At 32.2% G+C, this 19,152-nt stretch carries 20 protein-coding genes and 1 pseudogene; 8 read left to right on the top strand and 13 right to left on the bottom strand.

Annotated elements, in window-relative coordinates; genetic code table 11:
- Positions 1–68: 68 nt before the first annotated feature.
- Positions 69–401, bottom strand: coding sequence for a hypothetical protein (locus tag LG276_RS05540; RefSeq protein ID WP_224936468.1), 333 nt, complete (start codon positions 399–401; stop codon positions 69–71).
- A 1,240-nt stretch (positions 402–1,641) separates the two neighbouring features.
- Between LG276_RS05540 and LG276_RS05535 the strand changes: the two genes are divergently transcribed.
- The 3 genes from LG276_RS05535 to LG276_RS05525 all read left to right on the top strand — a co-directional run bounded on the left by LG276_RS05535 (position 1,642) and on the right by LG276_RS05525 (position 3,900).
- Positions 1,642–2,265, top strand: a complete 624-nt coding sequence (locus LG276_RS05535) for a tyrosine-type recombinase/integrase (RefSeq protein WP_281202755.1) — start codon at positions 1,642–1,644, stop codon at positions 2,263–2,265.
- A gap of 230 nt (positions 2,266–2,495) precedes the next feature.
- Positions 2,496–3,131: a hypothetical protein gene (locus LG276_RS05530; protein ID WP_281202754.1), complete on the top strand. Its 636-nt coding sequence runs from the start codon at positions 2,496–2,498 to the stop codon at positions 3,129–3,131.
- A 340-nt stretch (positions 3,132–3,471) separates the two neighbouring features.
- Entirely contained in the window at positions 3,472–3,900 is a 429-nt protein-coding gene (locus tag LG276_RS05525) for a hypothetical protein (RefSeq protein ID WP_281202753.1), read from the top strand.
- Positions 3,901–4,123: 223 nt separating this feature from the next.
- On the opposite strand, the gene LG276_RS05520 is transcribed toward LG276_RS05525, so the two are convergent.
- A complete protein-coding gene (locus LG276_RS05520) occupies positions 4,124–4,555 on the bottom strand; it encodes a GNAT family N-acetyltransferase (protein ID WP_180317030.1) in 432 nt (143 codons plus the stop codon).
- Between the two features lie 266 nt (positions 4,556–4,821).
- Between LG276_RS05520 and LG276_RS05515 the strand changes: the two genes are divergently transcribed.
- Positions 4,822–5,379, top strand: a complete 558-nt coding sequence (locus LG276_RS05515) for a sigma-70 family RNA polymerase sigma factor (protein WP_281202752.1) — start codon at positions 4,822–4,824, stop codon at positions 5,377–5,379.
- Positions 5,369–6,115: a hypothetical protein gene (locus LG276_RS05510; protein WP_404293749.1), complete on the top strand. Its 747-nt coding sequence runs from the start codon at positions 5,369–5,371 to the stop codon at positions 6,113–6,115. The genes LG276_RS05515 and LG276_RS05510 overlap by 11 nt, the downstream gene beginning before the upstream one ends.
- Before the next feature lie 165 nt (positions 6,116–6,280).
- On the opposite strand, the gene LG276_RS05505 is transcribed toward LG276_RS05510, so the two are convergent.
- From LG276_RS05505 to LG276_RS05470, 8 genes and pseudogenes are all read right to left on the bottom strand, one after another.
- Entirely contained in the window at positions 6,281–6,796 is a 516-nt protein-coding gene (locus LG276_RS05505; protein WP_281202750.1) for an AAA family ATPase, read from the bottom strand.
- A 202-nt stretch (positions 6,797–6,998) separates the two neighbouring features.
- Entirely contained in the window at positions 6,999–7,433 is a 435-nt protein-coding gene (locus tag LG276_RS05500; RefSeq protein WP_404293747.1) for a hypothetical protein, read from the bottom strand.
- 233 nt (positions 7,434–7,666) lie between these two features.
- Positions 7,667–8,578 (bottom strand): aminoglycoside phosphotransferase family protein, encoded by a 912-nt coding sequence (locus LG276_RS05495; RefSeq protein WP_251163505.1) that lies wholly within the window; start codon positions 8,576–8,578, stop codon positions 7,667–7,669.
- 25 nt (positions 8,579–8,603) lie between these two features.
- Positions 8,604–8,948 (bottom strand): annotated as a pseudogene (locus tag LG276_RS05490) (helix-turn-helix domain-containing protein); the annotation flags it as partial.
- A gap of 36 nt (positions 8,949–8,984) precedes the next feature.
- Positions 8,985–9,317, bottom strand: a complete 333-nt coding sequence (locus tag LG276_RS05485) for a DUF2606 family protein (protein WP_281202748.1) — start codon at positions 9,315–9,317, stop codon at positions 8,985–8,987.
- Between the two features lie 70 nt (positions 9,318–9,387).
- Entirely contained in the window at positions 9,388–10,086 is a 699-nt protein-coding gene (locus LG276_RS05480) for a bifunctional 2-polyprenyl-6-hydroxyphenol methylase/3-demethylubiquinol 3-O-methyltransferase UbiG (RefSeq protein ID WP_281202747.1), read from the bottom strand.
- A 452-nt stretch (positions 10,087–10,538) separates the two neighbouring features.
- The gene (locus LG276_RS05475; protein WP_281202746.1) at positions 10,539–11,195 is read right to left on the bottom strand and encodes a Type 1 glutamine amidotransferase-like domain-containing protein; all 657 of its coding nucleotides are present in this window, start codon (positions 11,193–11,195) and stop codon (positions 10,539–10,541) included.
- Between the two features lie 175 nt (positions 11,196–11,370).
- Entirely contained in the window at positions 11,371–11,862 is a 492-nt protein-coding gene (locus LG276_RS05470) for a hypothetical protein (RefSeq protein WP_281202745.1), read from the bottom strand.
- A gap of 541 nt (positions 11,863–12,403) precedes the next feature.
- Here LG276_RS05470 and LG276_RS05465 point away from each other — a divergent pair.
- From LG276_RS05465 to LG276_RS05455, 3 genes are all read left to right on the top strand, one after another.
- On the top strand, positions 12,404–13,108 hold the full coding sequence (locus LG276_RS05465; protein ID WP_281202744.1) for an ABC transporter ATP-binding protein: 705 nt from the start codon (positions 12,404–12,406) through the stop codon (positions 13,106–13,108).
- Positions 13,080–15,656 carry an FtsX-like permease family protein gene (locus LG276_RS05460; RefSeq protein ID WP_281202743.1) on the top strand — a complete coding sequence of 859 codons (2,577 nt, stop codon included), beginning with the start codon at positions 13,080–13,082 and terminating at the stop codon, positions 15,654–15,656. The genes LG276_RS05465 and LG276_RS05460 overlap by 29 nt, the downstream gene beginning before the upstream one ends.
- A 533-nt stretch (positions 15,657–16,189) precedes the next feature.
- The gene (locus tag LG276_RS05455) at positions 16,190–16,651 is read left to right on the top strand and encodes a hypothetical protein (RefSeq protein ID WP_281202742.1); all 462 of its coding nucleotides are present in this window, start codon (positions 16,190–16,192) and stop codon (positions 16,649–16,651) included.
- A gap of 171 nt (positions 16,652–16,822) precedes the next feature.
- Here LG276_RS05455 and LG276_RS05450 read toward each other — a convergent pair whose 3' ends face one another.
- From LG276_RS05450 to LG276_RS05440, 3 genes are all read right to left on the bottom strand, one after another.
- Positions 16,823–17,176, bottom strand: coding sequence for an SRPBCC domain-containing protein (locus tag LG276_RS05450; RefSeq protein ID WP_281202741.1), 354 nt, complete (start codon positions 17,174–17,176; stop codon positions 16,823–16,825).
- Positions 17,177–17,401: 225 nt separating this feature from the next.
- Positions 17,402–18,202, bottom strand: coding sequence for a protein phosphatase 2C domain-containing protein (locus LG276_RS05445; protein WP_281202740.1), 801 nt, complete (start codon positions 18,200–18,202; stop codon positions 17,402–17,404).
- Between the two features lie 120 nt (positions 18,203–18,322).
- A complete protein-coding gene (locus LG276_RS05440; RefSeq protein ID WP_281202739.1) occupies positions 18,323–18,967 on the bottom strand; it encodes an alpha/beta hydrolase in 645 nt (214 codons plus the stop codon).
- Positions 18,968–19,152 lie beyond the last annotated feature (185 nt).

Raw genomic sequence — 19,152 nt, 5'->3', positions numbered from 1 at the left:
GTAAAAATCAGCTCCTTTCACAAAAGAACACAATTCTTACTTCAGAAAAGCGCATGTTTGAAAAGCTTTTATTTTTTTAAACTATCAAATAAAACATAACCAGAAACAATCCCAGCTGTTGTTGTCAATGTAGTATCACCTAAAAAGATCAACTCTTTTGCAAATAACAAATTCTCAAAAGAAGTAGATAATGACAAAATTGGTATCATTGCTATATATAGTGATGGTATTCCAATTGCGGCAACCTTAATCCAATCAAACGACCATTGCTTTTTTTCTTTAATCTCTATAATCAATTTAGGCAATCGTAATAACAATCCGATAGCAATAGGAAATATAGTAGCAAATATTAAAAAAGGCAACAGATTAAACGAATTTCTAAGTTCTTCATGTAACCTCACTTGATACTTCACTCCTAAGTAAAAAATAAATCCCATAACAACTGTGGAAACGAAATAAAATAAAAATCTTTTAATCTAAACCCCTCCTTTAACCTTGCTTTACTTATATATACGAATAGCTATCCGATTTTATTAAGCTTAACTGCACCCCTTTGTTTAATAAGCCTTATTCAATTAAATGGCCCGATTGTTGAATATCGTTATGTTATTTTTACCATAAAGTTCCTTTTTAGACAATTCGTATCCAAAGGGGTAAATCTTCGCATCTTATATATATATCGCGACTTTGTTTTAAACATCGCATCTTTTTTACAAACATTCCGATTTTATTTTAAATCCACACTAACGCCTAGATTAGTTGAAGTATAAGAATCTATTAGACTAAGTGCTCTCCTAAGTCCATATTTCCAATCTAATATTTCCAATCTAAATTAGTAGTCACTTATATGTTTTGTCCTACCTCACTCACAATTTAAATTTTCTCGTATCCTAGAATCAAGAAATTATTAGATAAATAGTTCAAACTTAGAAACAGACTTCTAAATGTGACTCATACTTTTATTACGAAAACAGATTTAAGAACTCTTATTATTTTATATATTTTTGACAAATTGAGCCCAGATCATTGGTTCGGAGGTTTCGAATCCCATTCCATTCGGAACTTCCGGAGCTTCCGAAGAGCAGTGAATTATATCAATAGAGGCAACCTAATCACATGATGATTTGTTTTATACTGATGGAGAGTATTTCATTTTTTAAATTTGCAACCTCAACGAGAGTTTTTATTCGAAAATCAAAAGATGAAGAGAAAATCAAAATTAGAATCTAAATCCCTTCATTTAAACTCAAAATAAAAACTGCGTAGAATTTTAGATTCCACGCAGTTAATCGATTTTACCGATTTTACTAGGTCGCATTCGACTGTTTCGTAACGAAGAAAAATAACTGCGTGGAATCTAATCTCTGAATTTTACATAAGGTGGTAAAAAATGTGAATCCTATCATTATACAGTTTATGGAAAATAAAAAATTTGACAGTCAAGCGACATTTCGTACATTTCAATACACACTTCAGAACTTTCTAAATATTGTGTAAGATGGTGGCGGAGACATAAATCGATTAACAGAATATGACATCCGTTATTATTTCCAGAAAAGGGAAGATAAAAAAATCGCAACCAGACAAAAGGAATATTCGATTATTTCAAGTTTTCTTAAATATCACAATTTGCAGGATCGCATGAACGGGATTGAGTACCCAGAAGAAAAAATTGTGAGTATGGAAAGAAAATCAGTCGATAGTGTCGATATCGCCAAAATTAAAAGAGAAATTGAAAAGATGAATCGTAAACTTAATGGCGAATGGAAAAAAGGAGGAAAAATGCGTGTCGCTCTTATTTATACACTTATCTACACAGGGCTTCGAGTGTCAGAACTCGTGAACTTGAACAAAAGTCACATAGATATACGTGAAAGAACCGGCACGATTCAAGTGTCGGGAAAAGGAAACAAAGCTCGCACCGTACCCGCACCGAAAGAGCTCAGAAGAAAATTAACAGAATATATGAGCGAACGTGAAGACAACCACCCCGCAGTTTTTATCTCTAATCGAGGGGATCGTATTAGTGTACGCAATGTGCAGGACATTTTAGCAAGATTAAATGATCGCTGCGGGTTTAAAAAAGGAACGCTTCATCCGCATGTGCTCAGACATACATTTCTTTACCAAACGGCCGAACATGTACCATTAACGACACTCACGCAGCTGGCCGGGCATGATGACCCGAAGACGACGATGATTTATACAACGCCAAACTTGCAGGAAGTTAGTAATCGCCTTGATAGTTTATATGAGGAAGATTGAGTGTAAATGATTTACTTGCGAATTAATAATTTTTTATCTTGTTATGATAATATTATATAGGTAGTAAGTCTTGCTAAATGGAATAAACTAGAGATGCATTCTTAAAATAAAAAAAGTATCTTAAATTCTAGGGATAGTTGAGGAGTTAAAAGTGAGTCTCTTTTTTGCGATTTTTAGAATGATCCAAAGAATATATAAAACTAATACATTTTATAGATGGAGTGGAAAGCATGGAGAATGATACTAGAAAAGTATTCATACCTGATGACGAAGGTAATATAAAACGCGGAATTAACATAGAGATGTACACTCATATCCGTGCATATCATGCGTGTCGCCCTATTAATTTTGATAGTTACTTTTCAGAAGGAATAAAACCTTATAATTTGAGAGAACTACGGCAAATGGCGTCTGCCACTTTTGGAATACCAGAAAGCACTGTAATTGCTATTGATTCTCGTTTACAATCCTCTAATATTAATAATGTCTATTTCAGTATGTTTAAGCAAGAGCTCTTAGATGAAAGTAGCCACTATTTATGTTGGGGAAGTGAATATCTTTTGGATATAGCTGTACAACTTGATAAAGACAATTCGGGTAAGTATCACGATTTGTTATCCAACATCGGAATTCCAACTATTTTTATTTGTGACTTGCCATTAGCTCTATTGTCGCAATCGCAAAGAGATAATATATCTGAATTCTACAATCCATGTAATAGCAATTTTACATGCTGGATTTCTGAGAAGTTAAAGCCAGAATACATAATCGCTCATGAACATCCCTCACAAATATTCAACCAAATACAAAGAATCGATTATAAAAACAAACAAACCACATGTAATTGGTGTACGTCAACTAAGTAACATTTATTCATGTTTTTGATAACAGAGTAACCATAAAAATGCGATGTGCAACTCGCAAGCTTTATTGGGTGTTTCGGTTGTCGCTATAGATAAAACATAAGCGTAAAAAAATGGTGAAGCACCAACTAAAGAGGTAATAATTATGAAATAGGTTAAGATCATACGGATTGATGATAAAGGGTTTAATTGTAAACCCTATAACTCTAACGCTTTTTGTCACAGTCTTGAATTTATAGATTCGGAGATTAAGGACCTTAATAAAATAAACCAACCCATTAAGAAGTCAAGTTTATATTCTCCTGAATATAACAATGATAACTGGTCTGGGTGTTTTTGTTTCTTGGATGAATTTAATCCAAAATTACTTTCATCATCAGGTGCATTAGCAATGCGTTATGGAGAAAAAATAAATATCAAAATGATACCTTCAGATGCTTTAATATGGGTTAGAAATTGTAGCTATATGGAAATGAAAACACCTCTTTTTAGCAAATTCTGCTACTCTTATGAACATGAAAATAATGAATATTGGTCATCAGAAGTATCTACTTTTAGTAGTTACAAATGGGTCAAGATGCGTGTTGATCTAGCCTTGGAACGAACGCGCCTATGGAAAGAGAGAAATGATTGGGTTCCTGAATGGATAACTGAATTCTATTTGATGGAAAGCCAACTATTCAGTTTGAAAAATGCCAGCATTAGAGAAGAAATTCTAACGCGTATTAATTATACGTATAAACCTAAATTTCAAATTTTTAAGACTAAGTGATAGGGTAGCTGCTATTTTTAAAAGTTTTAATAATTTTTAAATAGCAAAAAAATCACTCCCTCTCTTTATTATTTCAACGCTAAGGAAAAGTCACCCATTAAAAAGCCGATTTCCATCTCAAGGAATCGACTTTTTTAGTTATTCTTCTTCAACTAAAGCCCCCTATTGTTTAAGTTCAATTCTTCACAAACTTTATTTATAAAATAAACAGTCAGTGGGAATTTTAGATAAGCCTTTTTGCAAATCCAACACTTTTTTCTGCATAGCCACTACTTTTATAAAATTTATGAGCATTAATTCTCTCTGGTCGGTTCCCACTATTTAGCCCTATTCCCGTTGCTCCAATTTTCTTTGCCCAAATTTCTGCTTCTTTTAATAGCTGTTTACCTATCCCTTTATTACGGTGATTCGAGTCTACCACAAGGGCTACAATACGAACATATAAGCCATCCAATTCATAATAATACCCTTTAACAAGTCCTATCATTCCAACTATTTTATCATCATATGATGCTAACAAAGTATGGTAGTCTGGACTAGATTCAATATTGTTAAATCGTTTTTTCATTTGTTCGATTGTTGTAGGATATCCAAGGTGTTCCATCAAATTTTTTATTTCCTTAATATCATTCACTGTTGCTTTTCTTATTTCCATTTCACACCTCACTTTATTTTATTTCTATAAAATTTCTATAATTACCAATAATTTTCCTTCCTCCATTAACCTGCTCGTTAGTTTAAGCTAATTTGTAAAATTTTTAAGTCACTTCCTAATAAAAGGTAGTGACTTTTTTAATTATATAATGGAACTTGAATGACAGGTGATAGAAGGGGGAAATAAAAATTTATAAAATTCAAAATTATATGCACCTTAATTTACTTTCCGTCGTCTAACTTATAGAGAAAGTGGGGTTGGTACCTATGGAAGAGTTGAATAAGGAAGAGCTTTATTCTAGTTCTTTTAGACAAATGAACAAAAAAGATAAGTTAATTTGGCTTATGGATGAATATGGGCAGACTGTGATGCGCCTTGCCTTTATCTATGTTAGAGATAAACAAATTGCAGAAGACATTACTCAAGATGTGTTTATAAAATGCTTTGAAAAGATGGATGACTTTAAAGAGGAATCCTCTTATAAGACTTGGATATTTAAAATAACTATTAATAAATGTAAAGATTACTTAAAAAGTTGGTCTTATAGAAATATTAAGATGACTAATTATTTTAAAAGTAGGACTCAAAAGTCCATTGAAAGTGAGATTCTTACCAAAGAGGAGAACATTTCTATATCTAATAAGGTCATAACTCTCCCTATTAAATATAGAGAAGTTATCATTTTTTATTATTATGAGGAATTAACGATTAAAGATATTTCAAGACTCTTAGGGATGAACAAAAATACTATTAAGTCTCGATTAGTAAGAGGTCGTCGTTTACTAAAAAAAATGTTGAAAGGAGAATACTACAATGGAAAATAACCTTAAAAATCTTAAAGAAAAAATGAATAGTACAATATTAAAAGAAGTTCAATTTGAGAAAAAACATAAACTTACTGTTTTAAAAAAAATTGAATGGTCATCAGCTCCAAAAAGAGTATTTAAACAGAAAATTTCTTACGCTATATCAAGCTTGTTAACTGCTGGCTTATTGACAATAATGTTTTACTTTACTTTGAATCAAATAGATTTCAATAATAAAGAGTCATTTCTTTCAGAGGGAAATCTTGCAGTTAGTAGCGATATTGTAAGTCCGTTAATAGAGATCAAAATAAACGGATTAGAAAAGTACCCTGATCAATTAGAATCTTATTTAAATGCTTTAACAGCTCTTAATGAAGGGGACCATGACATGTTTATACGAGCATTTAGTGAAAAGTTTCCGATAGAGGATATTAATGCAGTTAAAGAGAATTATAATGATTGGCAAAATCAAGAAAAGAAAATGTCAACTGAAATTAGTTTAGTACATTTAGATACGAATAAAGCGATTTTGTTATCTAAAGATGAAGTGACTATAAAAAATACACCTGATTTTGATACAGAAGCTTATATTATTCTCAACAAAGAACAAAAGGAATGGAAAGTATTAGATATTATACCTTTTAAAAGAGTTGAAAGAAGACTAATTGGGGAAAGTGACACATACAATTTTGATATGACTAAAGAGGTAAGAGAACAAATCGAGAACGAATATCAAATTAATTTTGAAGGTTGATAGCGAAGTATTTAAGAATTTATACAGTTAAGGGATAGACGTCTTATAGGGTACTGTCAGAAAAATGCGGATTTACAACGTTAAGGAAAAGTCACCCATTAAAAAAGCCGATTTCCGTCTCAAGGAATCGACTTTTTTAGTTATTCTTATTTAACTAAAGCCCCGTTAGTTGAAGTATTTCTTAAGACTATTTGCGTTGTTAATAACTTCTGTCTTGTCTTTATGTATGTCATATCTGTTGAAAAAGTTCACTTTTCCTACCTCTTCAAAATATCGGTTCCATTTAAACATTTTAAAAAATATTTCTAATGTTGGTCTGTAATTTGATTTCTCTAATCGAAGTTTTTGTTTAAGGAACCTCTTTATTATTCGGTAGGTTCTTATTGAATATTTTGTATCTAAAAAAATAATTAAATCTGCACTTTGGAAACAAGTGCTTACCCAATCCTCATTGTGTACTCCTTCAATTATCCAACTTTCTGATTGTATTATACTATTTAGGTACTCTTCTCTTTCTTGATCAGTTCTTCTTATATCTCCAGACATTTTCCTTATCCAAACTACATTATCTAATTCGTAATACGGTATATCTAACTTTGAAGATATTTCTTTTGCTAAAGTTGTTTTACCACTTCCAACAGAGCCAATAATATGTATCTTTTTTGGGACTGTCTTTTTCAAGAAGATCACCTAATCCATAATAATTTGTTTCTAAAGCATATTCTATTTAGACTTATGGTTTCCCTCCTATTATTTGAAATAGAAATAGTATTCTTATTAAACATTCCTGCCCTTTATGTGACATAAGAAAGGAACAATACCGTTAATCAAGTATTGCCCCCGATAGTTGAAGAATGAAAACTATTTCCCTTGTGAAAATCCATCAAATAATCATTTTACAATTCTCATTGGCTTTATTCATTGCTTCTACTAAACTATCTCTAAAAAACCATGGTGCATTAGATTTATTTCCATAACTTCCCGATACAAAAGTCATAACTAACTTACCAGCATCTATTATAAATCTCGACTCTAGAATCGTTTTATTCGAATTAGATTTAAACTCGTACACTAATTCATTGCCTTCAATAAATGCTTTCACACCTTTATTAGTATTTGTAGCTATCCTATTTATTACACTCTCTTTAAGTCCACCAAATGACTTTTCTTCATTAATTACAGCATCAGAAGCAACTGTTGCTATGTCAGAAACAACCTTAGATGAAATAGAAGGAATTTTCCCCTTTTTAGCACCATACCCAAGAACTATCGTTGCCGCTGCTGCAACAAGAGACCAACCCGTCTTTGACATTTTCATATCGCCATTTTCTCCAATTCCAATTTAGTTAGATTTCCGTATCATCAGAACTACTGCGTCAATGTGACTTGAATTCAGCTTCAAATTTATCACTAGTATATGGGTAGCGTCAGGAAACGCGGATTTACAACGTTAAGAATTTCCCATCATAAGTATCCCGACCTATCTCTATTCATAGATAGGTCGGGATCTGTTTTATTACTAATCGGCGTTTAACTCAATAAGAAGAAAAACTATAAATTATTGCTTATTTCTTCAATTAGAAAGTGAACACGTTTAAGATAGTAATCTTTTTTTTCGGAATCATTTATGAACGAGGTGAACAATATGGATAGCATTAAAGCAGTATCAAGCCTATAGATGGATTGTATGATTGTATCAGTATTTTCGATAATGTCTAGATCGTTATATCCCTTTATAAATTCTCCCTCAACTAATTCTTTTGATTCAAAAATTCTCATTAACTCCATAATTGGATTCCCGACAAATGAATTATCCCAATCTATAATCGCTTTAATAATTCCATTTTCACCTATTATATTTGGTGGTCTAACATCAAGGTGCAGTAAGCTGTTTTTTGTTTTAGATGTATTCAGAATTGCTTCCAATTCTTCTGAACTAGGAATAATAAAATTAGTATTTATTAGTTTATTAAGTGAATGAACACGTCCTGTTATTCTATGCGAAACAATATTACTTAGTTTTCGCTCATTTTGGTCAACAATTGATAAACCATCCAATGGAACTTTATGTATTTTAGATGTGAGTTCTCCAATATCATAGGAAGAAATCTCTTGACCATCTCCTGATACAAAATCAGATACTAGAAAGTTTATTTCATTACTAAAATACAACTTATGAATTTTTGGTACAGGTATTTGATGTTTGTGACAATGCTCGGATATTATTGCTTCTTTTTTTAATGAGATAATTCCACTTGAATTTTTATCCATCATATTTTCTTCTGATCTCCAAGGAGTTCTAACAGCAAGTTTTCCTAGATTTTTCTCATTAATTAGGAAAACCGCGTTTATAACCCCATTGCCTATCAAATTTATTTCTTCAATCTGCCAATTCAGTCTTTTGTTTAGAACGTTATCTATATCCAATCTTAACTTTTCTATTGTTTTATTTGTTAATCCCATAGCCCTTAATCCTTTATTATTTTATTTATACAAGTGGATAAGGTTTATTTTTTTCTGCTGCCAATTTTCTATAAAGAGCAGCTCTAGATACACTTGTAATTTCACAAATTTGATTTATAGTCATGTTTCCTTCTTTATATAACTTTAAAGCATAATTCATTCCTGCATGATTTATATGATATTTCTTTAACCTCCCTTTAAACTTACCTTCTTTCTTGGCTAGTTCAATCCCTTCACGTTGTCGCATACGAATAAGATCTCGTTCTAATTGGTTAACACCAGCCATTACCGTAATTAAGAATTGACTATATGGATTATCTTCTGATAAATCTAGCCATGTATCTTTAAGCGATTTTAAGCTTGCCTTTTTACTAACAGGCCATTTATTAGTAACTCGAATCGCCTGTTACTTGCTTAGTTTAAATGTAAACTGATTTTCTGAATCCTTTTCTGATACTATAAATTCTTCATATTGAGTTGTTTCATCGTTTATAATAAGTGCCGCTTCGTAAGTCACTCCTACCTTTAACTTTCCAGTAATAGTTCCTTCCGAGTCTGCTGACCCTAATTGTATTCCTTGCTCAGAGTCGCTACTTTTATCTAAAAGTGAAACTTCTATATTCTGAACCGGTTTGTTACTAGTATCCACAACAGCTATTGTAACAGTGATTTTGATTTGTGATACCTGTTGGCAACCTACAAGTAAAAATATTAAAACTACAGCTAGTATTTTCTTCATCTATCTTTCCAATCATTAATTAATACATTCAGCACTTGCTGCTGATTGTTTAACTTAGCTAATCTTATTTTCATAAACTTTCCATTAAACTTACCCATAAGATATCTTCTCCAAATAAATCATCTGGTTGATTAGTCTTTTTCATCTTCCTAAAGTTAATAATTTTAAAATCATTAGAAAATACTTCTTTTAATCGTTTTTCCGTATAACCTATTCCTCTTTTTAAGCTACCTTCTTTATAAACTTCCCAATCAGATGTATCCAGAGCACCATCAGTATTGAAGCAAACAATACCGAAATACCCATCTTTTTTTAATGCTCTCTTAATTATTTCTAGATATGTTAAACGACGATGAGGTGCTAAATGATGAAACAAACCACAATCATAAATAAAATCATATGAATGTGGCTTAAAATCAAAATCAAAAAGTGATAAACAATGGAAATTTATATCTACTACTTCTTCTTTTGCTCTCTCTTTCGCCCATTTAATCGCATTTTCAGCTATATCCAAAGCATCTACCTTGCAACCTTGTTTAGCCATATAAACAGCATTTCTCCCAGGTCCACACCCCAATTCCAATACTCGTTTAGGAGCAAGTCCCTTTTCAAAATACTCTACTAAATTCTCATCAGGACCTTTTACCTTGAAGAAAGGAATTTCTTTATTTCTATCGATGTAAAAATTCTCCCAAAATTCCTTCGGTTCTCTTAAGAAATGATCTAACATTTCAAGTAAATCTTCATAATTTAATATCGGTTTATCCAATAAAAGCGCCTCCCCATTTAATGAAAAATTCCTCTTTTATATTTTACTAAAAATTCCCACATTTACTAGTTGCAACAACTTTAATATACTGTTATTTCGATTGAGAGAAATCATGAAAAGGCATACTTATATTGGCTTTAAAGGTCAGTATTAAACTTTCTTAACGTTGTTAAAAACAGGGGAATCGTCTTGATAATGGGCTTAGCGTTGTAACCGTATAATTACAACCCTAAGGAAAAGTCACCCATTAAAAAAGCCGATTTCTATCTCAAGGAATCGACTTTTTTAGTTATTCTTATTCAACTAAAGCACCCTTAACTAAATATTTTGTGGAAGGGTGAAGTAGAAAATAGACCCAATTCAACACTCGTGGCCGTTCTCCTTTACTATATTTAAAATAGAGACGGTGCATAAAGAAATTAATTCAATTAAGCCATAATGATTCGCTAGAACTAGAGCGTCTCATCCAATTTCTGAATCTTTGAGTCGGAAATTAAATATACATTGCCAAAAACGTCGATTTTGTCTCCTTTTACACGTACAGCGCAATCTTTGTTCGACGCATAAATATTTATTTCTTCCGATAGGGGAGATAGTTCGCTTTGAACCAGTGCCATGTTATTTTCAAGATCAAAATGAGACAGGACGGAAAAATTGTCAAGACCGATTCCGTCGTAAACTGAGCTCATTTCAACTTCATCTCCAAAGTTTTTCGAGCATAACCATTTAGAGGACATGTTGATTGCCCCAGCGCTTGCTCCCATTACAACGGCGTTGCTTTTTTTAATCGAATCCGATAATTCATACTCCATCAAAAAACCATTTTGATTAAGAATATTGCCACCCAACAAGAAAATTACGGAAGCATTTTGAATTATCGTTTGGGCATCTTCCTTCTGTAAGCGATAATTAATTAAATGATATTCATCAAACATAATGCCAGCCTGTTCAAGCCACGACCGTTCAGTAGCACCATCATTTTCAAAAACAGATGGATTCGAGCTAATCATAGCAAGCGATTTTCTAACAGTTATATCCTCCTGTAACGCCCTACTCAGATTCTCTGGAAAAAAATTGTTAAACCAACCTAAATAATAGTGAGTTTTCATAAGTACCCCTCAGCAAAGTGTAAATAATATTTATTCCTTGAGTCACTCATTATGTTTTCTTGTCACTCTCAATTTAAAAAATATTAACCTTAAAATATACGCTAGGAATATAAAAAAAACGTTACTTACTAAGAAGTTCAATAAAAAAGCGTTTATCCTTTCTTGGATCAACGCTTTATTTCTTATTAGGGAGTTTTTCCGACACAATAAAGGGTTCGGTCCTTAAAATTTCTTTTCCATCCTCTGAGACAACTACTCTTGTTTCTTTTACATTTAATACAATTCTTAATGGGTTTTGCATTGATACAAACAATTCTCCTTGCTCATTAGGCTTAAATAAAGTATCTCCCACCATTGTTCCAAAAGTTATTTTAACATTTTCCTTAGGTCCAAAAACGACTCCTTGGTTTTTCTCTCCTTCAAGTGAAATCTCATAATTGGCAGAATGTTTCAGGCCTTTTGCCGATACAATTACTTCAATAAGTCCGTCAGAAATGGCAACTTCATCGGAAATTGGTTCATTAACAGCAATAGTAACTCTACCTGACCCTTCTTCAAAAGGAATATCCTCAGCCTTATAAGCTTCAACTTTAATAATACTTGATTCATTTGAACAACCAATTAAAAAAATGCCAAACCCCAAAAGATAAACAATGACATTACGCATTGATTTCCCCCTTTATTTTATGCTCAACATACTTTATTCTTCAATATGATTCGTTTTCCTTCTTCAACTAATGCCCCGTTTGTTAAACAAGAAAAAAGAACGCTTCAGCGATCCTCATCTTTAACTCTTGCACCCTTTAGTTTTTCTATGCTCGATATTGCTAAACGTTGTAAATCGTTATTTTCCTGAAGGTACACTTACCTGGGATAAAGCCAACATTTTAATGGGGAGAAAATCTATTTTCCTTAAAAAATACAATTATATACATTTTATACCACTTGTGTATAATAATTAGTGGTGATAGAAGAAAAAGGACAGCATATCGGGTGGATTTTCACGTGGTGATTCTACAGTATCCATCGGAATAAAACAGTCTGGTGGGGACAAACTTTTTATACATTTATTGTAGTAAATCAAGATGGTTTTATTACTAATCTAGGCGAATTAGAGAGTGCGCACTCTCTAATAACCCTATTGAAGAAAACAACAAATAATTATAATTCACAAAAGATTATATAACATACATACGGAGGGATTAGCATTGAGTATACTATTAAAAAATATAACAAAGACTTTTGGATCTATAGTAAAAACTAATGTACTTCAAGATATAAATATAAAAATAAGAGATAATCAATTTATTAGCGTACTTGGCCCTTCAGGGTCTGGAAAATCAACTTTATTAAGCTTAATAGGAACTATTGAGACTCCTTCTAGTGGCACTATATTGATTAATGATATTGATACTATAGAGTTAAATTTAGATGAAATAGCAGATTTAAGGTATGAAAATTTTGGTTTTGTTTTTCAGCAATATCATTTAATAGACTCTCTAACCGCACTAGAAAATGTAATAATTCCTACATTAACTAGAAAAGTAGAATATGAAAGAGAAAAGAATGCATTTGAGCTATTAGAACTAGTCGGTCTAAAAGATCAAAAAGACCTCTACCCCTTTCAGCTATCAGGTGGACAGCAACAAAGAGTTGCAATAGCTAGGGCCTTAATAACAAAACCCAAATGGATATTAGCAGATGAGCCTACCGGAAACTTGGATTCAAAGAACGGAGAGTTAATATTTAATTTGCTTAAAAAGATTCAACAAGAGGAAAATTGCGGGATAATGTTGGTGACACACGATACAACATTAGCAGAAAGAACAGATCAAATAATTGAGATGAATGATGGGCGAATCCAATTAGTAAGGAGAGGGAAAAATGGCTCGCTACCTATCACTCATATTTAAAAACTGGAAACAAAAAAAGGATAGGTTTGTATTAATATTGTTGGGGGCAATTTTAATAGGAGGTGGGATGAACCTTCTATTTAGTTTAACTGAGACAAAACAAGGAACAATTGTTGATACACTACAAAATAAATGGGAATCTTCTTACCATATTGTGGTCCGACCTACCGGCACTAAAAGTATTACTGAAGAACACAATCTGTTTGAACCAAACTATTTAAGTGGAATATCTGGTGGTATTACTTTAGAGCAATACCGTACCATAAAAAACATGGACGATATCCAAGTTGCTGCCCCGCTAAGTATCATAGGTTTTATGAATATAAACATATTATTAGACAATCTATCAATAGATGAACCAGGAATATATAAAATCGAAGAAAAAATAACTACAAACAATACACTCAACGACTACTCAAAAACAAGAGATAGTTATTTTTCTAGAGGGATTTATGAAGAAGCCACGCCAGAAATATACAGAAAATATGGATTTACTAGCTTCGATGGAGATCTTTATAAAGGTTCCCCTCTATTATTAGCTGGCATTGACCCGATTGAAGAAGCCAAATTAGTAGGTTTAAATAAATCTGTTATTTCCTCACCTGACAGTTCCTATTTTTCTGATGACAATTTAGTAAAGTCTTATACATTAGAAGAATTAGGTTATGTAGGTGTACAAGGAGAACTAACAGAATTCCCAGTGATTTTAAGTACCCACCCATCTATAAAGGAAAATACACAAATTAATGTTACAAAGTTAGATATCCCCTTTGAATCAAATTTAGAAAGAAAAGAATCATTAGAGAAAATTAGTAAAAATGGTGGCGAATCTTTTCTTAATACAATAAACGGCAATGAAATTTCTAATTTTCAATATACAGCAAATGATATTCATAATAAATGGTTGGATTTATTTTCAAATAACACTGTCAAAAATGCAACGGAACTCAGTGGGCCATTATATGAGAAAACAAGTAGTCTAAGCTATAAAGACGAGACTAGCCCTTTTCCAAATAGGTGGAAAAATGCATATTCTTTAGATAGTGTTAATGAAAATACTGACGATGGCGTTATTATGTTTCGAGAAGCTCAATTAAAGGGAACTTCCATTAAAAATCGTCCAAGGCTACAGCCATATTTAATTGGTATGTACGATCCCACAGATTTAGATATATCGAAAAATACTGAAAATGAATTACCTATGGAAACTTATAAAAGTCCGACAGGGACACACGTTTTAGATTCAAACAATAACCCTATAAATCCCACTGAGGATGTATATCCTACATCTAATATATATGAACCATTAATTCAATCACCATCCATGCTAACTACTATTGAAGCAGCACAGAAAATATTAGGAGATAAAGCTATATCCTCTGTCCGAATTAAAATAAAAGATGTGGCTGATTTCAGTGAGGAAAGCCAGCAAAAGTTAGAAAAAATAGCAGCAGAAATTGAAGAAAAAACTGGGCTAGAGGCTGATATAATGCTCGGTTCATCCCCATCCCCAGTTATTGTGAATATAACTAATAATAATAAAGAGATTGGATGGATGGAACAAGCGTGGATTAAAGTGGGTGCATCTATGCAAATTCTTCAAGAAACTACATTAGGCTACTCATCAATAATAATCATCTTAATTATTGTTGCGATTGTTTATGTCTTTTCAACAACTTATGTAACATTCTTAGCAAGAAAAAAAGAATTCGCAATATTAATAGCTATGGGGTGGAAAGTAAAACACATCCAAATGTTAATTTTGTTTGAGTCTCTATTTATAGGGTTTATTATTTGCATAACTTCATTGTTTGTACAATTCTTAGTACAATCTTTATCTGGCTATCAACTTATATATAGTAAATTATTACTTTTAATATTGTTTATCTTGTTTATTTATATTATTGGTCCTTTAATTCCCATATATCTAATAAAAAAAATTAATCCTAATGAAATATTAAAAAACGATGAGATTAGTACCAAAAAAACGATCATCCATGTAAAAAACCTTATATCGCTAATAATTAATTCTATCTTCAGGAGAAAAGTAAGGAATAGTATTTCAATAATAGCGATTGCTATTCCAACATCTTTATTAATAGTCTATATTTATATCTCTCTTAGATTAGATGATATTTTATTTAGCTCATGGTTAGGAGAATACGTCGCCTTAGAAATTAATATAGTGCATTATTTTTCAGTTGCCATTGCTTTTTTTATATCCATACTTACAATTTCAGAACTTATGTGGCAAAATCTCTCAGAACGGAAAAAGGAATTTGCCCTATTATATGTGGTAGGATGGAAGAAAGGGGATATCACTAAAGTAATAATAGGCGAAGGAGCAATTATAGGCTTGATTGGTGGCTTTATTGGGGCATTTATTGCTATATGTATTCTCTACTTTATGTATCATAGCTTAGATATCAAATCATTATGGATTATTGCAATAGCAATAATTATACCCATAATATCCGGAATTATTGGTTCTATGATACCTTTAAAAAAGGTAACAAAGATTCAACCAATAAATTTTTTGAAAACATAAAATTTAGTTTGACCAAACACACATCAAAAAATTATTCTGGTGTGTGTTTGTCTTTTATAAGAAAAATAAGTAAGAGTATATTCCCAAAAATACCAACAATTTTAAAGATCCAGTACCTTTTATAGCTGTAATTAATCCTCTAATTGGAAGTAAAATAAAAATTATTAATTGCCCTGAAAATACATCAAAAATGCAATTTCTAAAACGATAATGGAGATTAAAAACATAGATACAGGCTAAGTGACAGATTTGCTGGTATTACCCCGTAAGGGTTGTACATGAAATAAAGGTTAATTTGCTTGTAGGCCTTCTCTAAAGCATAAAATAATCTCTCTGCCATGGTCTATTTTCAAAAGGGGTATGACTTACTACCCCTAAAAATTCATCTATTTAATATTCTTTTATTCATTGTACTAAAATAAACATACAAATAATTATAGAGCTTTAAGAGTTACAAAAAAAGGCGACAACTCCTATCTTTATTGAAAAAAATGGTAAGCGTTGTTATTATAAAATACGGAGGTGTTTTTCACATGAAAGGAATTGTACTAACTAGTATTGCTTCTGTGGTTATTGCGACTGCTTGGTTTGGATTCAGTGGAAATAATACCAAAGCGCTTGAATCCAATAATGTTAAAAGTAACGAAGATGTTGTTGCCACAGCACTAGATGAAGATCTTGAAGACAATGGAACGATTTCAGATGGAATACGTAATACTTCTATGATTCTAAATGCTTCTCTTGAAAACACTTCAAGTTTTTCAGACGTAAAAGGAATTGAAAATATAGAAACGTATATGAACGGAGCAATTGAACTTGCTGAGAAACGAAATGCAGCACAGTTTATTAAGGATAGACTAAACCTATCTAAACAGTTAATACAAGAAGCTATTTCGGAGCAAGACCTTAACAAACTTCATGAGGCCGATAAAATTCTATTAAATCTTGATCTGGAGTTTAATGGTGAAGTTTTGCCACCACAAAATCGAAACTAATTGAATTGATGAACAATCCCGAAAGAGTCCATTAAGGGGTAGCGTTAGAAAATGCGGATATACAACGGTAAGGAAACTTCACCCATTAAAAAAGCCGATTTCCATCTCAAGGAATCGACTTTTTTAGTTATTCTTATTCAACTAAAGCGTCCTATAATTGAATAACCTTTATTAAATATTACGTATTTTATTCCCTTCTACTAAGGCTTTCAAATTTTCTAAAGAGGCAGCAAAACCTTCCGAATTCATTGTTACTCTTGTTCCATTTGATTCATCTTTTAATGTAATTGATATTAGAATTTGTTGTGAATCTAAACGAAAGGCAAATTCCTGATAGGTAACAACATTCTCAATTGTTAAGGTCATTGGAAGTTTCTCTGTAAGGTTATTATGTACACTAGGTATTAACGTAAAAGTAATTTTCTCACCAACATTCAGACTAGGAATTTCCCAAGGTGAACCAGGTGCATACCACTGTGAAAGTTTATCTTCATTTATTATTGCATTATCTTCTTCATTACCCATAATTCTTACCCTCGCTTAATTTGAATTAATTATTTTAAGCCTTATACAAAAGTAATGTCCTATTGCTTAATACCAATTATTTCAAAATATACAAACTAACTCAAATCATTTACTACAAAAAGAGAGCTTTCCTTGTTCTTGAAAAGCGCCCGATTGCTGTATACCGGTATTTTCCGATTACCCATTTCAAAGTATTCTGGGAATAGATGCAATTTAGTTGTCCGATTATATGACACTAGGTAACGTAGCCGAATCGTTGATTGTCACTTTCCAGGAAATTATTGTTGTACTATCCCGTACGTTATTGTTCTTAATTTCCTCCAATAATCCTTTAACACCGTCTTGATTTGGTATCCCGACAAATTTATTAATAATTTCCATTGGATTGTTAAAATTAGTATCCGGGCATTCAACAAGTCCATCAGTTGTTAAGAAAATATGATTTTCACCTTTCCGCAATTCTTTCCTTCCAGTACTGTAGCAAGGTACTGTTAATTCAAAGGTATTCCTTTGACCTACCCACTCATAGAAACTTCTATGATTCTGTTGGAATTCCCCTAGCGCTCTAAGTTCAGGATGAAATAAATAGAGAATACAATCACCTATAGATAGCCACCAAAGAAATTTACCTTTTCTAACAACAAATAGACAGGCAGTTTCTCCTTGAATATTTTTACAAGATTCATGGAAGCCCTTACTACGAAAAGCATTCAAAATGAGAGTGGAAATATTATCAAAGGTCTCTCCCGTTCGCATCTTTAAGATTCGCCGCACTTGGGCTTGTTCATTTCCAATAGTTTTAAGAACCAGTTCTGCACTTTGTGCCGTATTATGGGCATCCAGAATAATGACAAACTCCCAATCTTCATCTTGATCCATCCAAATTAAACATCCATCTTCGTTCTTGAATTGTCCAGTCGTTGAGTTACCACCGAAATGACCTACTACAATATTATTGTTCAACAAATTAGTATGAACTTCATCTACATAGTGTTTTTGGCTTCCTACCCATTGATAGTTATTCATAAATAATCACCTAGTATTCAAATTGGTCTATTATTTTTAAGTTGAACAAAAAAAGTGAACAGTAACCTAAGAAAAGTGCTTAATGCGGAATGACCTAAAAAAGGTGAAAATACCAGCTTTCTAAAATTGTTCAACCTCAGCTATGACACCCTTTAGTACATCTATTGATTCCACAGTGTTACCGTCATATTCCAGGCCATGATTAACATTTGGAATTAATACCGAGGTGACATTTTGGTTTTCTATAACTTTTGAATATCTTTCTTCAATATAACAAGGATCTTTATCACCAATTATGCACAAACTTTTATTTTTACTTCTTACCATTGCCCCGAAAACATCTTCCCTTTGTATTAAAGGAGTCAACCAAATTGCTTTTGCATTCTCATAGCATTCCCTATTCAATTCATAACCCATAGCAATTGTCCCAAGTGATTTTCCAATCAGATAGAAATTTTCATATGTTTTGTTGGCTAGAACATCATCAAGAACAGTCTTTACATCCAATTTAATTGCTTCACTTATTTCTTCCATTGTGAAATCATCATAGACTTTGTTATTGTATTGGTAATTAACCTGCAAAACATCAAAATATTTTTGTAAAAATACCCCTGTTGAGTAATGAAGAAGTGGTGCCTGTGCGGTATATCCCATACCTGGTAGTATTATTGCCAAGCTGTTAGAATCCTTACCTTTGCTTAGTTTTGTAAAGGGGATATCTAACCCCTTATACCCTTTAACTGTCCGCGTTTCAACATTAAACATTAAAGTCGCCCCCCGTTTCCCAAAATGTTTACCTGTTCCTTACTTACTTCGCCCACAATATGGCATCGTCTACCCTACCCTACCCTTTTCTGCAACAAAATGGACCTATTACTGAAAAAGGCACAATTCCTCTTTAAGAATTGCGCTCTTTAGTTTAGGACTGTGAAACGTGTTCGCTATTATTG

This window comes from Cytobacillus kochii (genome assembly GCF_044790165.1).
Lineage (GTDB): Bacteria > Bacillota > Bacilli > Bacillales > Cytobacillaceae > Cytobacillus > Cytobacillus kochii.
This window is presented reverse-complemented; position numbering and strand designations above follow the sequence as displayed.